Here is a 14,516-nt window from a genome sequence, read left to right on the forward strand (position 1 = left end):
TGCACATGCTGGTCGAGGCCCGCTTCCAAGGGCCGGACGGCTCCGGCAACGGCGGCTGGAGCGCCGGGATCTTCGCCGCGCTGATCGACGACCGGGGCCCGGTGGAGGTCACCCTGCGCCGGCCGCCGCCGCTGGACACGCCGCTGACCGCCGCCGACGGCGAGGTACGCGACCCGGACGGCCACCTGATCGCCCAGGTACGCCGGGTCGAGCCGGTCGACGCGGTGGTGCCGCCGGTGGACCCGGCGACGGCGGAGCAGGCCGCGCGGGCGTACCCCGGTCTGGTCGACCACCCCTTCCCCCGCTGCTACGTCTGCGGCCCGGCGAACCCGGACGGGCTGCGGATCTTCCCCGGCCGGCTGCCGGACGGGCGGACCGCCGCGCCGTTCCGCGCGCCGGACGAGGTGGTGCCCGCGACGGTGTGGGCGGCGCTGGACTGCCCGGGCGGCTGGGCGGTGCTCGCGCCCGGCCGGCCGTACGTGCTGGGGCGGATCGCCGCGCAGGTCACGGCGCTGCCGCGGCCGGGCGACGAGTGCGTGGTGACGGGCGTCGCGGTGGGCTCCGAGGGGCGCAGGGCCGAGGTGCACACCAGCCTGTACGGTGCGGACGGCGCGCTGCTCGGCCGCGCCCGGGCCACCTGGGTGGCGCTACCGAGCCGGTGATCTCCTCCCTGAGGAGGACGGCGCGTACACGTCCCGCCTGATTGACCCCCTTGCGCCGGGTTGGAAGGCTGTTGCCGGGTGCCCCCGCAACGGCGCCCCCACCGGCGCGCGACGAGCCCGCCGGGGCAGGAGAGGAGAATGATGTCCGACGGGCAGCCACGCCCCAGTGCCGGGACCGGCCAGATCATCGTGTCCGGCCTGACCAAGCAGTACAAGACCGTCCGCGCGGTCGACGATCTGTCGTTCACAGTCGAGCCGGGCCGGGTCACCGGCTTCCTCGGCCCCAACGGCGCGGGTAAGACGACCACGCTGCGCATGCTGCTCAACCTGGTGACGCCGAGCGCCGGTACGGCCACCATCGGCGGCAGCCGGTACGCCGACCTGCCCGACCCGCTCCGTACCGTCGGTGCGGTGCTGGAGGCGTCCAGCGCACACAAGGGCCGCACCGGCATCAACCACCTGCGGGTGATCTGTGCTGCGGCGGGCCTGCCGAAGGAGCGCGCCGACGAGGCGCTCGCCCTGGTCGGGCTCTCGCCCGCCGCCAAGCGCAAGTTCAAGGGCTACTCGCTCGGCATGAAGCAGCGGCTCGGCATCGCCGCCGCGATGCTCGGCAACCCGCAGGTGCTGATCCTGGACGAGCCGGCGAACGGCCTGGACCCGGAGGGCATCCGCTGGATGCGCGGCTTCCTCAAGGGGCTCGCCGCCGAGGGACGGACGGTGCTGGTCTCCAGCCACCTGCTCTCCGAGATGCAACTGCTCGCCGACGACGTGGTGATCATCGCGGCCGGCAAGCTGGTCCGGCAGGGCCCGGTCGACCAGGTGATGGCGTCGATGACGCACGACGTGCGGGTGCGGGTGCGCACCCCGCAGGCCGACGAACTGACCGCGGCGCTGCGCGAGCAGTCGGCAGTCGTCGACACCGACCCGCACGGCGCGCTGCTGGTGACCGGCGTGGACGCGCCGGCTGTGGGCCGGGTCGCGCTGGCCGCCAAGGTGGAGCTGCACGAGCTGACCACCGAGCGCCCCGACCTCGAAGGGGTCTTCCTGGAGCTGACGGCCGGAAAGGCGGAGATCCGATGACGCTTGTCCGATCCGAACTGCTCAAGATCCGTACCACCAGCACCTGGTGGATCTTCGGGCTGATCAGCCTGGCGCTGTGGGCGCTCACGCTGTTCTTCAACTGGTTGCAGACCGAGGCGCTGGCCAGCGGGGACTTCGGCCAGGCGCCGGAAGACCAGACCGACCAGTTGCAGGCCATCGCGGCCGCCGACAACCTGGCGGCCAACCTCTACACCAACGGCCAGTTCTTCGGGCTGCTCATCGTGCTGCTGCTGGGCATCGTGGTGGTGACCAGCGAGTTCTTCCACCAGACGGTGACCACCACGTTCCTCACCGCGCCGCACCGCACCGCGGTGATGCTGGCCAAGCTGGCCGCGGCCGGCGTGCTTGCGCTGCTGTTCTGGCTCGTCACCACAGTGCTGAACCTGGTCACCGCGCCGCTGATCCTCAGCTCGGTGGACGTCGGCTCGCAGCTCGGTAGCGGCGCCGTGTGGCGGGCGATCGCGCTCAACGGCCTGGCGTACCTGCTGTGGTCGGTGCTCGGCGTCGGGCTCGGCGTGCTGATCCGCAGCCAGATCGGCGCCACCGTGACCGGCATCCTGTTCTACCTGGGCGGCGCGATCGGCGCGGTCATCGTGCTGAGCCTGCTCGCGTCGCGGTACGGCGACTGGATCAACAAGCTCCAGCTGCTGGTCCCGTCGCTGGCCTCCGGGCTCATGGTCGGTGGCGACACCGATATCCCGGGTAACCCGCCGCAGTGGGCGGGCGCCCTGGTGCTGATCGGGTACGCGGTGGTGGCGGGCGCGATCGGCGTGGCCACGATCCGCAAGCGCGACATCTCCTGACCTCGCGGTCCGGACGGACCCCGGCCGGTGACGGACGTCATCGGCCGGGGTCTCGCTCGTCTAGCAGGAGTCGGCGGATCACGCAGCGTTTGCCGAACTTCTGGCATCTTCTGTGAAACGGACCACCAGCCGGAGGCGAGAATGCCTGCGCGCAGCGCACGGCGTAGCCTTGGCATCGGTTTACCCAGCGTCGGCAACCGGGGGTCACCGGGGGCCACCGTGACATTCACAACCGCGTGAAAGAGGCGATTAGCGGCCGTGTCGACCCAGCAGACTTCGCAGGAGAACCCACTGGCGGGTTTCGGCCCGAACGAGTGGATCGTCGAGGAGATGTACCAGCGTTACCTCGCCGACCCCTCGAGCGTCGATTCGGCCTGGCACGACTTCTTCGCCGACTACCGGCCGGCCCCGGGCGCCGCCACACCGCGCCCGGACGGGCAGGCCAAGCCGGCCGCGAAGCCGGAGCCGGCCGAGCAGCAGGAGGCGGTGGCCACCGTCACCGCGCAGCCCGCCAAGACCGAGCCGAAGGCCGCCCCCAAGGCCGCGGCCGCCCCGGCCAAGCCCGCCGCCAAGCCGGCGGCGAAGGCGCCTGAGCCGGCCAAGAAGTCCGCCCCGGCCAAGCCGGCGGCCAAGGCGCCGACCGCGAGCGCCGCGGGCACCACGCCGCTGCGCGGCGTCGCCGCCAAGATCGTGCAGAACATGGACGCGTCGCTGTCGGTCCCGACCGCCACGAGCGTGCGCGCCGTCCCGGCCAAGCTGCTCGTCGACAACCGCATCGTGATCAACAACCACCTGACCCGCGGTCGCGGTGGCAAGGTCAGCTTCACCCACCTGATCGGGTACGCGCTCGTCCGCGCGGTCGTCGAGCACCCGGAGATGAACAACTCCTTCGCCGAGGTCGACGGCAAGCCGGCGATGGTCCGCCCGGAGCACGTCAACCTGGGCATCGCGATCGACCTGGTCAAGCCGGACGGCTCGCGCAACCTGGTGGTGCCGTCCATCAAGGGCTGCGAGCAGATGGACTTCCGGCAGTTCTGGCAGGCGTACGAGGACGTGGTCCGGCGCGCCCGCCGCAACGAGCTGACCATGGAGGACTACTCCGGCACCACGATCTCGCTCACCAACCCGGGCGGCATCGGCACCGTGCACTCGATCCCGCGCCTGATGCAGGGGCAGAGCGCCATCATCGGCGTCGGCGCGATGGAATACCCGGCCCCCTACCAGGGCATGAGCGAGGCCACCCTGGCCGAGAACGCGGTCAGCAAGGTCATCACGCTGACCAGCACGTACGACCACCGGATCATCCAGGGCGCCCAGTCCGGCGAGTTCCTCAAGGTCATGCACGAGCTGCTGCTCGGCGAGCGCGGCTTCTACGACGACATCTTCACCTCGCTGCGCATCCCGTACGAGCCGGTGCGCTGGATGCGCGACGTGGCCGTCGACAGCGAGGGCCAGATCAACAAGACCGCGCGGGTGCACGAGCTGATCCACGCGTACCGGGTGCGCGGCCACCTGATGGCCGACACCGACCCGCTGGAGTTCAAGATCCGGAAGCACCCGGACCTGGACGTCCTCCAGCACGGGCTCACGCTGTGGGACCTCGACCGCGTCTTCCCGGTCAACGGCTTCGCCGGTCAGCAGCGGATGAAGCTGCGCTCGATCCTCGGCGTGCTGCGCGACTCGTACTGCCGCCGCGTCGGCATCGAGTACATGCACATCCAGGACCCGGAGGAGCGGCGCTGGATCCAGGAGCGGGTCGAGCGCAAGTACGAGAAGCCCAGCTCCGACGAGCAGAAGCACGTGCTGAACCGGCTCAACGCCGCCGAGGCGTTCGAGACGTTCCTGCAGACCAAGTACGTCGGCCAGAAGCGCTTCTCGCTGGAGGGCGGCGAGTCGCTGATCCCGCTGCTCGGCGAGGTGCTGGAGTGCTCCGCCGAGGCCGGGCTGGACGAGGTCGTCATCGGCATGGCGCACCGCGGCCGGCTCAACGTGCTGGCGAACATCGTCGGCAAGCCGTACGAGAAGATCTTCTCCGAGTTCGAGGGTCACCTCGACCCGCGGTCCACGCAGGGCTCGGGCGACGTGAAGTACCACCTCGGCCAGAACGGCAAGTTCACCACCCCGGACGGCGAGCACGCGGTCAAGGTGTCGGTGGTGGCGAACCCGTCGCACCTGGAGGCCGTGGACCCGGTGCTGGAGGGCATAGTCCGGGCCAAGCAGGACCGGATCGACCTCAAGCTGGAGGGCTACACCGTGCTGCCGCTGGCGGTGCACGGTGACGCCGCCTTCGCCGGCCAGGGCGTGGTCGCCGAGACGCTCAACCTCTCCCAGCTGCGCGGCTACCGCACCGGCGGCACCGTGCACGTGGTCGTCAACAACCAGGTCGGCTTCACCACCGCCCCGGAGTACAGCCGGTCCAGCCTCTACAGCACCGACGTGGCCCGGATGATCCAGGCGCCGATCTTCCACGTGAACGGCGACGACCCGGAGGCAGTGGTCCGGGTGGCCCGGCTCGCGTTCGAGTACCGGCAGGCGTTCAACAAGGACGTCGTGATCGACATGGTCTGCTACCGCCGGCGCGGGCACAACGAGGGCGACGACCCGTCGATGTCCAACCCGGAGATGTACAAGATCATCGACTCGAAGCGGTCCGTCCGGAAGCTCTACACCGAGGAGCTGATCGGGCGCGGCGACATCACCGTGGAGGACGCGGAGGAGCTGCTGCGCGACTACCAGGGGCAGCTGGAGCGGGTCTTCAAGGCCACCCGGGACGCCGCCACCACCCCGCGTCAGCTCAGCCGCCCGGCCCGGGAGGAGGAGCCGGAGCCGCAGGTCGACACCGCCACCGACGCCGCGGTGGTCAAGGCGATCGGCGAGGCGCACGTCAACCTGCCGGAGGGCTTCACCCCGCACAAGCGGATCCAGCAACTGCTGGAGCGGCGCCGCAAGATGTCCGTCGAGGGCGGCATCGACTGGGGCTTCGCCGAGATCATCGCGTTCGGCACGCTGCTGCACGACGGCGTCACCGTCCGGCTCGCCGGGCAGGACTCGCGTCGCGGCACGTTCGTCCAGCGGCACGCCTCGGTGGTCGACGCCAAGACCGGCGAGGACTACCTGCCGCTGATGTCGCTCACCGCCGACGGCGAGCGGTCGCGCTTCTTCGTCCACGACTCGCTGCTCTCCGAGTACGCGGCCATGGGCTTCGAGTACGGCTACTCGGTGGAGAACATCAACGCGCTGGTGGCCTGGGAGGCCCAGTTCGGTGACTTCGTCAACGGCGCCCAGTCGGTGATCGACGAGTTCATCTCGTCCGGCGAGGTGAAGTGGGGTCAGCGCTCGGCGGTGACGCTGCTGCTGCCGCACGGCCACGAGGGCCAGGGCCCGGACCACACGTCCGGCCGCCCGGAGCGGTTCCTCCAGCTCTGCGCCGAGGACAACATGCGGGTGGCCATCCCGACCACCCCGGCGAACTACTTCCACCTGCTGCGCCGCCAGGCCCTGTCGCCCAAGCGCAAGCCGCTCGTGGTGTTCACGCCGAAGTCGCTGCTGCGGCACAAGCTCTGCGTGTCGCCGGTGGAGGACTTCACCACCTGCACGTTCCAGCCGGTGCTGGCCGACACCGCGGCTCCGGCGCCGGAGCGGGTGAAGCGGGTGCTGCTCTGCTCGGGCAAGGTCTACTACGACCTGTTCCAGGCCCGGCAGGAGCGGGGCGTGACCGACACCGCGATCATCCGGATGGAGCAGCTCTACCCGCTGCCCGTCGAGGAGGTCCGGGCCGCGCTCGCCCAATACCCGAACGCCGAGGACTTCGCCTGGGTCCAGGAGGAGCCGGCCAACCAGGGCGCCTGGTCGTTCGTCGCGCTCAACCTGCTGGAGCACCTGCCCGAGGTCCGGCTGCGCCGCATCTCCCGGCCGGCCGCCGCCGCGCCGGCGGTGGGCTCGGCGAAGATGCACGAGGTCGAGCAGAACGCGCTGATCGAGGCGGCTCTCCCCCGCCCGTGACACCACCGGCAGCGGCCCGTCCCGACTCCGGGGCGGGCCGCTGCCGTACGACGAGAGGAACACCGTGTACTTCACCGACCGTGGCATCGAGGAGCTGGTCGAGCGCCGGGGTGACGAGCAGGTCAGCCTGGAGTGGCTGGGCGAGCGGCTGCGTGACTTCGTCGACCTGAACCCGGAGTTCGAGACCCCGATCGAGCGGTTCGCCACCTGGCTGGCCCGCCTCGACGACCCGGACGACGACTGACGGGTCAGCCGGTCGCGCCCCGACCGGCGACCCGCAGGTCCCCGGTACGCCGCAGCTTCTGCCAGCCCAGCCGGCCGCCGGTCAGCGCGGTGCCGACCGCCTGGAGCAGCACCAGGTACATCACCTGGCGGTAGACGAACTGCTGCAACGGCAGCACCCAGAGCACGCCGAGCTTCTCCCGGTCCAGCCGGAAGGCCAGCACCGCGGTGAGGAACTGGAGCGTGAGCATCGCCAGCCAGGCCACCACAGTGTCGCTGCGGTCCAGGAAGATCAGCCCGTAGATCGCGAGCAGGTCGATCACCGGGGCGGCCAGCGGCAGCAGCACGCCGAACAGCGTCAGGAACGACAGGGACCGGCGCCCGAACCGGCCCGACGGGCCGCTCTCGATCACCGAGCGCCGGTGCTTCCACATCGCCTGCAGGGTGCCGTAGCTCCACCGGTACCGCTGCTTCCACAACTGGCCGATGGTGGCCGGCGCCTCGGTCCAGGCGCGGGCGCTCTCCTCGTACACGATGTGCCAGCCGGCCCGGCCGATGGCGACGGTGACGTCGGTGTCCTCGGCCAGCGTGTCGTCGGTCATGCCGCCCACCTGCTCCAGCGCCTGGCGCCGGAACGCGCCGATCGCGCCGGGGACGGTGGGCATGCAGCGCAGCGTCTCGTAGAGGCGGCGGTCGAGGTTGAAGCCGATGACGTACTCGATGTGCTGCCACTTGGCGATCAGGCTGCGGCGGTTGCCGACCTTGACGTTGCCGGCGACCACGCCGACCCGGGGGTCGGCGAATGGCTGGACCAGCCGGCGGACCGAGTCCGGCTCGAAGATCGTGTCGCCGTCGACCATGACGATCAGGTCGTGCCGGGCCAGCGCGACGCCCGTGTTCAGCGCGCTCGGCTTGCCGCCGTTGGGCTTGCGGACGACCCGGACGTTCGGCAGGCGCAGCGCCGCGACGATGTCGGCGGTGCCGTCTGTCGAGCCGTCGTCGACCACCAGCACCTCGATGCCGCCGGGGTGGTCACCGAGGGCCAGCGAGCGGACCGCCGCGGCGATGCCCTCCCGCTCGTTGTAGGCGGGCACGATCACCGAGACCGGTTCGGTGACCGGCGGACCCCAGGACCAGTCGCGGCGACGGCGGCGGCGCGCGTGCCGTGGGGCCAGCACGAACAGCAGCAGGGTCCGGCCGACGGTGAGCACGCCGACGAGCACGAAGAAGACGCCGAGCACCCCGAACATGCCGTCGGCCACGCGGACCGCGCCGACCAGCACGTGTCCCCGCCACCGCTCGTCGAGCGGGGCCGCCGTCTGCCCGCCCACCGGGCCGGACACGCCTGCGGCCTCGAACGTCTGGTTGAGTCCCTCGCTGACGGTGGTGAAGCGATACCCGCGTTCCAGCATCGCCGGGATGTAGCGGTCCAGCGCGGCCACGGTGCCGGACCGGTCGCCGCCCGCGTCGTGCCAGAGCGCGATCGTGCCGGCCGTCCCGTCCGGCGTGGCGTTGGCGACCATCTCCTCGACCGACGGAAGCTCCCAGTCCCGGCTGTCGACGTCGTTCACCACTGTGAGGTAGCCCAGCCCACCGGCCTGGCGCAGCATCGGCCAGTCCCGGTCGGTGTAGGCGTCCGCGCGGGACGAGTACGGGAACCGCAGCAGCGACGGCCGGACACCTGTGGTGCTGGCGATGGCGAGCTGCGTCTGCGCGTACTCCAGTTCGCGCCGCCACTCCGGCAGCGCGGCGAGGTCGGGATGGGTGAACGTGTGCACGCCCAGCTCGTGCCCCTCGGCCACCAGGCGGCGGGTCACCTCCGGGTTGCGGACGACCTGCGAGCCGATGACGAAGAAGGTGGCCTTGACCTGGTACTTGTCCAGGACGCGCAGCACCTCCGGCGTCCACCGCGGGTCGGGTCCGTCGTCGAAGGTGAGCGCGACGGTGCGCGGCGGCAGGCGGTGCGACTGGGTGCGGCCCTCCGCGCCGACGTTGACGATCGGGCCGCCCCCGATCACCGAACTGGGCACCTCCCGCTGGCTGCCGGGCGTCACCCGGTTGTCGGGTACGAACGCGGCGTTCGTGTACGCCTCGACGACCAGCAGGCCGGCCAGGATCACCACGACCATGGTGACCAGGGCCCAGCTCGGCCGGGGCAGGAGACGCCGCCCACGGGACCGGCGCGCGCCGGGGATCTGCCGGACGTCCAGCACGACTGTGGGCGTGTCGTCCGGCCGCCGCCCGGCCCGGTGCCGGCGGGCGGCGTGCACGCGGCGGGGGTCCAATGGGGCGGTGGGCTGGTCACCTGTCGACGGGCGGGCGGGCGCCTCGTCACTCATCGGCGGGCGCGGCCGGCGCGACGGGGTCGGCGGGCGGGTCGACGACCGGCGGTGGATCGACAGCGGGTGGCGGCACCTCGGCGGTGGGGGCGGTGGGCGGCGCGGTGGTGGCCGCCGGGGTGGTCCGGGGCGCGGTCGGGGCGGTCCGGGTCGGCCGTGGGTGCCGAGGGCTCGGCGAGGCCGTGGCGACGGAGGTGGCCGGCACCCGCACCGGAGCGGTCCGGACGTCGGTGGGCGCGTCCGGCGTGGGACGGGTCACCGCGGGTGCGGGCGACGCCGGCGGGTTCGGCGAGGGCAGCCGCTGCTCGCTGGTCGGCTCGACGAACGGGATGACGCTGTCCGGGGTGATCGGCCCGCCGGCGAAGCTGACCCCGACCATGACCGTGTAGACCACACCCGCCGCGCCGGCGCAGTAGGCGAGACGGCGCAGCCGCCGGCGTCGCCGCCCGCTCGGGTCGACGAAGACGGGGGGCGATTCCGGTACGACGGGAATCAGTGCTGTCGGGCCTTCCACGCGGCCAAGTGTAGATGCGAAAAAATCCCGCCTTCTCCTCTGGCCAGCCGGTGTGACCAGGCAGAACGGACAGCACCGACCTCGATCTTGTAGGTTGGGTGCCGTGGCGCGCAGCGTGTACCTGACCGGCGTTGGTTCGGGCGGGGGAAAATCGACGGTGGCCCTCGGGCTGGCCGAGCTGTTGTCCCGACAAGTGGAACGGATAGGCGCGTTCCGGCCGCTCGTCGCCGGTGACGGCGCCGACCCGATCCTGGCCCTGCTCACCGAGCGCTACCGGATGGACCTGCCGGTCGACGAGCTGTACGGCGCCACGTACGCCGAGGCGAGCGCGCTCGTCGCGGACGGCCGCCGGGAGGAGCTGATCTCCCGGATCGTCACCCGCTACCGCGAGGTCGAACGGCGCTGCCCGGCGATAGTGGTGGTCGGCAGCGACTTCGCCTACGGCGACGGCACCGGCCCCCGTGAGCTGGCCTTCAACGCCCGGCTGGCGACCGAGTTCGGCAGCGTCGTGGTGCCCGTCGTGGACGGGTTCGGGCAGGAGCCCGCCGCGATCGCGGCGGCGCTGCGTGGCGCGTACCACGATCTGGTCGACCTCGGCGCGACGGTGATCGCGGCGCTGGCCAACCGCGTGCCGGAGCCGATGACGCTGCCCGAGCTGCCGGTGCCCGCGTACGCGATCCCGGAGGTGCCGACCGTGTCGGCGCCGACGGTGGCCGAGGTGGCCGCGGCGCTGTGCGGCACGGTGCTCACCGGAGACGAGACCGCGCTCGACCGCGACGTGCTCGACTACGTGGTGGGCGCGGCGCACGTACCGACGCTGCTGGACCACCTCACCGACGGGGCGCTGGTGATCACCCCGGGCGACCGGGCGGACCTGCTGGTCGCCGCCAGCGCCGCGCACGTGGCCGGGCAGGTGTCGCTGGCCGGGCTGGTGCTCACGCTCGGCGAGCAGCCCGACCCGCGGGCCATGCGCCTGGTCGAGCGGATGAACACCGGGCTCCCCGTGCTGTCGGTGCCGAGTGACAGCTACGACACGGTGTCCGCGTCCAGCCGGATCGAGGGACGCCCCAGCACCGCCAACCCGCGCAAGGTCGAGGCCGCGCTCGGCGCGTTCGAACGCTGCGTGGACACCGACGACCTGGCCCGCCGGCTGCGGGTCAGCCGGTCCGCGCGGGTCACTCCGCTGATGTTCGAGAACGACCTGATCGACAGGGCCCGCGCCCGCCGCCGCCGGCTGGTGCTGCCCGAGGGCGCCGACGAACGGATCCTGCGCGCGACCGAGGTACTGCTACGCCGGGGCGTCGCGGAGATCACCCTGCTCGGCCGCCCGGACGAGATCGCCCGGCGCACCCGGGAACTGGGCGTCGACCTCGGTGACGCCCAGGTCGTCGATCCGGTGACCAGCCCGTGGCGGGACGAGTTCGCGCAGGCGTACGCGCAGTTGCGCGCCCACCGCGGCGTCACCGTGGAGCTGGCGCACGACATCGTGGCGCAGCCCAACTACTTCGGCACGATGATGGTGCAGACCGGTCACGCCGACGGCATGGTCTCCGGCGCCACCCACACCACGGCCGCCACCATCCGCCCGGCCTTCGAGATCATCCGGACCGTGCCCGGCGTCTCCGTCGCGTCCAGCGTCTTCTTCATGCTGCTCGCCGACCGGGTGCTGGTGTACGGCGACTGCGCCGTCAACCCCGACCCGGACGCCGACCAGCTCGCCGACATCGCCATCTCGTCGGCCGACACGGCGGCCCGGTTCGGCATCGAGCCGCGGGTGGCGATGCTGTCGTACTCCACCGGCAGCTCCGGCGCGGGCGCCGACGTGGAGAAGGTCGCGGCGGCGACCAAGCTGGTCCGGGAACGCCGGCCGGACCTGCTCGTCGAGGGCCCGATCCAGTACGACGCGGCGATCGACCCGCAGGTGGCGGCCACCAAGCTGCCGGACAGCCCGGTCGCCGGGCGGGCCACGGTGTTCATCTTCCCGGACCTGAACACCGGCAACAACACGTACAAGGCGGTGCAGCGGTCGGCCGGAGCGGTGGCGGTCGGGCCGGTCATGCAGGGCCTGCGGCGGCCGGTGAACGACCTGTCCCGCGGCGCAGGAGTGCCGGACATCGTCAACACGGTGGCGATCACCGCCATCCAGGCCGCCGCGGAGGCGTCGGAATGAGCCGCATCCTGGTCCTCAACAGCGGGTCCTCGTCGGTCAAGTACCGGCTGTACGACGGCGACGACGTCCTGGACAAGGGCACAGTCGAGCGGATCGGCGAACCCGGCGGCGGGCCGGCCGACCACGAGAGCGCGGTCCGGGAGATCATCGGCCGGCTCGACCTGACCGGGCTGTCCGGCGTCGGCCACCGGGTGGTGCACGGCGGGCGGAAGTTCAGCGCGCCGGTACGCATCGACGACGCGGTCGTCACCGCGATCGAGGACCTGGTGCCGCTGGCGCCGCTGCACAACCCGGCCAACCTCGCCGGCATCCGGGTGGCCCGGGAGGCGCTGCCGGACGTCCCGCAGGTGGCCGTCTTCGACACCGCGTTCCACCACACGCTGCCCGAGGCCGCCGCCACGTACGCGATCGACAAGGCCACCGCCGAGCGGTACGGCGTCCGCCGGTACGGCTTCCACGGCACCTCGCACGCGTACGTCTCGCGTCGCGTCGCCGACCTGCTCGACCGCCCGTACGACCGGCTCAACACCATCACGCTGCACCTGGGCAACGGGGCGAGCGCGTGCGCCGTCCAGGGTGGGCGCAGCGTGGCCACCTCGATGGGCATGTCCCCGCTGGAGGGCCTGGTGATGGGCACCCGCAGCGGCGACCTCGACCCGACAGTCATCTTCCACCTGCGCCGCGAGGGCGGCATGGTCGTGGACGACATCGACGACCTGCTCAACCACCGCAGCGGCCTGCTCGGGCTGACCGGCGTCAACGACATGCGCGAGGTGCTGGCCCGCCGCGACGCCGGTGACCCGGACGCGACGCTGGCGTTCGACGTCTACTGCCGGCGGATCACCGGCTACGTCGGCGCGTACTACGCGCTGCTCGGCCGGGTCGACGCGATCGCGTTCACCGCCGGGGTCGGCGAGCACGCCGCGCCGGTCCGGGCGGCGTCGCTGGCCGGGCTGGAGCGGCTGGGCGTCGCCGTCGACCCGTCGCGCAACGACGGCCACGGCGACCGGCTCGTCTCCCCCGACGGCGCGGGGGTGGCGGTGCTGGTGGTCGGCACCGACGAGGAGCGGGAGATCGCCCGCGAGACCCGTGAGGTGCTCGGCGTCTGACGGCCCGGCCCTCCGCCCGGCCCTCCGTGCGGCCGGGCGCGGCCGGGCACGGTCGGGCCTGGCCGGATCAGCGCGGGGCCGCCCGGTCAGCCCAGGGCGATCCAGGCGATCAGGGCGACCACCACGACGGCGGCGACGGCCCCACCGGCGATCAGCGGCAGGCGGGACGGTGCCGCCGACGACGCGGCCTGCTCGGGAGAATCGACGAATGCGCGGAACTGCGCGGTGTTGCCACTCGGGTCGGTGTAGTTCTCAGCCATGCGGCTGACCCTAGCGAAGCCTGCCGAACCGGTCCGCCCCGCCGGGCCGCCACCTGCGGATCCGGTCGGCGGGATCGGGCAAACCCGGCCACCCGGTGGAGGCGGGAGCCGCCCGGGTGGCGGCGCCGACCGGCCCGGACGGCGGGCGCGGACCGACCGCTCGGCTGCCTACCGTGCAGGTGTGAGGGGGCAGCGGCTGGTCGCCGCGCTGATGACGGCGCTGCTGGCCGGTTGCGGCCCGGCCGTGGCCACGTCCGACCCGGTCCCGGCAGGCGTCGGACCGGCGCCGGAACGCTCGTACGCGGTGGGCATGCGGCAGTTCACGCTCGACCCGGACGGCAGGCGCCCACTGCCGGTCACCGTCTGGTACCCGGCCGCCCGGTCGTCGCCCGGCCCGCCCACGTCTGCTTCCGCCACCCCCTCCGGGTCCGCCCGTGCCGTACCGGCGAGCCCCGGTCCGGCGCGTGGACCGCGCGTCCGGCCGGGAGCCCCGTTCGCCGCCGGACGGTTCCCGGTGGTCCTCTACAGCCACGGACTACGCAGCCTGCCCGCGCTGCACGCGACCCTGACCAGCCGCTGGGCCGCCGCCGGGTTCGTGGTCGTCGCGCCCGCCTACCCGCGGACGAACCAGCGCGCCCGCCCGTTCACCCGCGAGGACGTCCGCAACCAGCCCGCCGACGCCTGGCGGCTGATCCGCCACCTGGTCCGGCTGGGCGCCCGCCCCGGGGACCCGCTCGGGGCACACCTGGCGGTGGACCGGTTCGCCGCCGCCGGGCACTCGGCCGGCGGGCACACCACGCTCGGCATGTTCGCCTCCGGGCAGTCGTCCCCGCTGCGCGCCGGAATCGTGATCGCCGGTGGCCGCATGGTCGCCGGCCCCTCCCGGCCGCTCGCGCCGATGCTGTTCGTGCACGGGAGCGCCGACCGGATCGTGCCGGAGTCGATCGGCCGGGCCGCGTACGCCCGCTGTCTCGGGCCGGCCGCCTTCCTGAGCCTCACCGGTCAGGGCCACGGCGAGTACCTGACGCCGGGACGACCCGGCTTCCCCCAGGTGCTCGACACCACCACCGACTTCCTGCGCTGGACGCTCTACGCCGACCGCGCCGCCCTGCACCGCCTCCCCTCCGACGCGACCGCGCCGGACACCACCACCTTCACCACCCGCGCCCTCCCCACCTGACGCGTCCCGCCGCCCACCCTCCCCCTTTGTCCCGTCGATCATGAAGTTGACGGCGTTCGCTGTCCGGTTTGTCGCCGCCGACTTCATGATCGACGGGGTCTGGGCGGGGCGGCGGGGGTCTGGGGGGGGCGGCGAGGTCTGGGTGGGGTGGGTA

11 protein-coding genes are annotated in these 14,516 nt (G+C 72.6%); 8 read left to right on the forward strand and 3 right to left on the reverse strand.

Annotated features, from left to right (window positions below; genetic code table 11):
• The first annotated feature begins 5 nt into the window (after window positions 1-5).
• The 5 genes from CLT75_RS19285 (at window position 6) to CLT75_RS19305 (ending at window position 6,812) form a co-directional block, all read left to right on the forward strand.
• Window positions 6-662: a hotdog family protein gene (locus CLT75_RS19285; protein ID WP_135241870.1), complete on the forward strand. Its 657-nt coding sequence runs from the start codon at window positions 6-8 to the stop codon at window positions 660-662.
• A 138-nt stretch (window positions 663-800) separates the two neighbouring features.
• The gene (locus tag CLT75_RS19290) at window positions 801-1,742 is read left to right on the forward strand and encodes an ABC transporter ATP-binding protein (protein ID WP_396881172.1); all 942 of its coding nucleotides are present in this window, start codon (window positions 801-803) and stop codon (window positions 1,740-1,742) included.
• Window positions 1,739-2,566: an ABC transporter permease gene (locus tag CLT75_RS19295; protein WP_135241872.1), complete on the forward strand. Its 828-nt coding sequence runs from the start codon at window positions 1,739-1,741 to the stop codon at window positions 2,564-2,566. Before CLT75_RS19290 ends, CLT75_RS19295 begins: the two co-directional genes overlap by 4 nt.
• 258 nt (window positions 2,567-2,824) lie before the next feature.
• The gene (locus CLT75_RS19300; RefSeq protein WP_135241873.1) at window positions 2,825-6,568 is read left to right on the forward strand and encodes a multifunctional oxoglutarate decarboxylase/oxoglutarate dehydrogenase thiamine pyrophosphate-binding subunit/dihydrolipoyllysine-residue succinyltransferase subunit; all 3,744 of its coding nucleotides are present in this window, start codon (window positions 2,825-2,827) and stop codon (window positions 6,566-6,568) included.
• Window positions 6,569-6,632: 64 nt separating this feature from the next.
• Entirely contained in the window at window positions 6,633-6,812 is a 180-nt protein-coding gene (locus CLT75_RS19305; RefSeq protein WP_030503218.1) for a DUF6104 family protein, read from the forward strand.
• A gap of 4 nt (window positions 6,813-6,816) precedes the next feature.
• On the opposite strand, the gene CLT75_RS19310 is transcribed toward CLT75_RS19305, so the two are convergent.
• Window positions 6,817-9,129 (reverse strand): polysaccharide deacetylase family protein, encoded by a 2,313-nt coding sequence (locus CLT75_RS19310; protein ID WP_135241874.1) that lies wholly within the window; start codon window positions 9,127-9,129, stop codon window positions 6,817-6,819.
• Window positions 9,122-9,643 (reverse strand): hypothetical protein, encoded by a 522-nt coding sequence (locus CLT75_RS32885; RefSeq protein ID WP_209310351.1) that lies wholly within the window; start codon window positions 9,641-9,643, stop codon window positions 9,122-9,124. The genes CLT75_RS19310 and CLT75_RS32885 overlap by 8 nt, the downstream gene beginning before the upstream one ends.
• Before the next feature lie 94 nt (window positions 9,644-9,737).
• On the opposite strand from CLT75_RS32885, the gene pta reads away from it, so the two are divergent.
• Together pta and CLT75_RS19325 are read left to right on the forward strand one after the other, a co-directional pair.
• Entirely contained in the window at window positions 9,738-11,813 is a 2,076-nt protein-coding gene (gene pta, locus CLT75_RS19320; RefSeq protein WP_135241876.1) for a phosphate acetyltransferase, read from the forward strand.
• Window positions 11,810-12,922, forward strand: coding sequence for an acetate kinase (locus CLT75_RS19325; protein WP_135241877.1), 1,113 nt, complete (start codon window positions 11,810-11,812; stop codon window positions 12,920-12,922). Before pta ends, CLT75_RS19325 begins: the two co-directional genes overlap by 4 nt.
• An 86-nt stretch (window positions 12,923-13,008) precedes the next feature.
• Here the strand turns inward: CLT75_RS19325 and CLT75_RS32690 are convergent, their stop codons facing one another.
• A complete protein-coding gene (locus CLT75_RS32690; protein WP_167796933.1) occupies window positions 13,009-13,182 on the reverse strand; it encodes a hypothetical protein in 174 nt (57 codons plus the stop codon).
• A gap of 181 nt (window positions 13,183-13,363) precedes the next feature.
• On the opposite strand from CLT75_RS32690, the gene CLT75_RS19330 reads away from it, so the two are divergent.
• Window positions 13,364-14,362, forward strand: coding sequence for an alpha/beta hydrolase family protein (locus CLT75_RS19330; RefSeq protein ID WP_135241878.1), 999 nt, complete (start codon window positions 13,364-13,366; stop codon window positions 14,360-14,362).
• The last annotated feature ends 154 nt before the right edge of the window (window positions 14,363-14,516 follow it).

This window comes from Micromonospora sp. CNZ285 (genome assembly GCF_004637285.1).

Coding starts and splice junctions, on each gene's coding strand:
- CLT75_RS19325 (WP_135241877.1), top strand. CDS start 11,810: ATGAGCCGCATCCTGGTCCTCAACAGCGGGTCCTCGTCGGTCAAGTAC.
- CLT75_RS19295 (WP_135241872.1), top strand. CDS start 1,739: ATGACGCTTGTCCGATCCGAACTGCTCAAGATCCGTACCACCAGCACC.
- CLT75_RS19285 (WP_135241870.1), top strand. CDS start 6: ATGCTGGTCGAGGCCCGCTTCCAAGGGCCGGACGGCTCCGGCAACGGC.
- CLT75_RS19290 (WP_396881172.1), top strand. CDS start 801: ATGATGTCCGACGGGCAGCCACGCCCCAGTGCCGGGACCGGCCAGATC.
- CLT75_RS19310 (WP_135241874.1), bottom strand. CDS start 9,129: ATGAGTGACGAGGCGCCCGCCCGCCCGTCGACAGGTGACCAGCCCACC.
- CLT75_RS32690 (WP_167796933.1), bottom strand. CDS start 13,182: ATGGCTGAGAACTACACCGACCCGAGTGGCAACACCGCGCAGTTCCGC.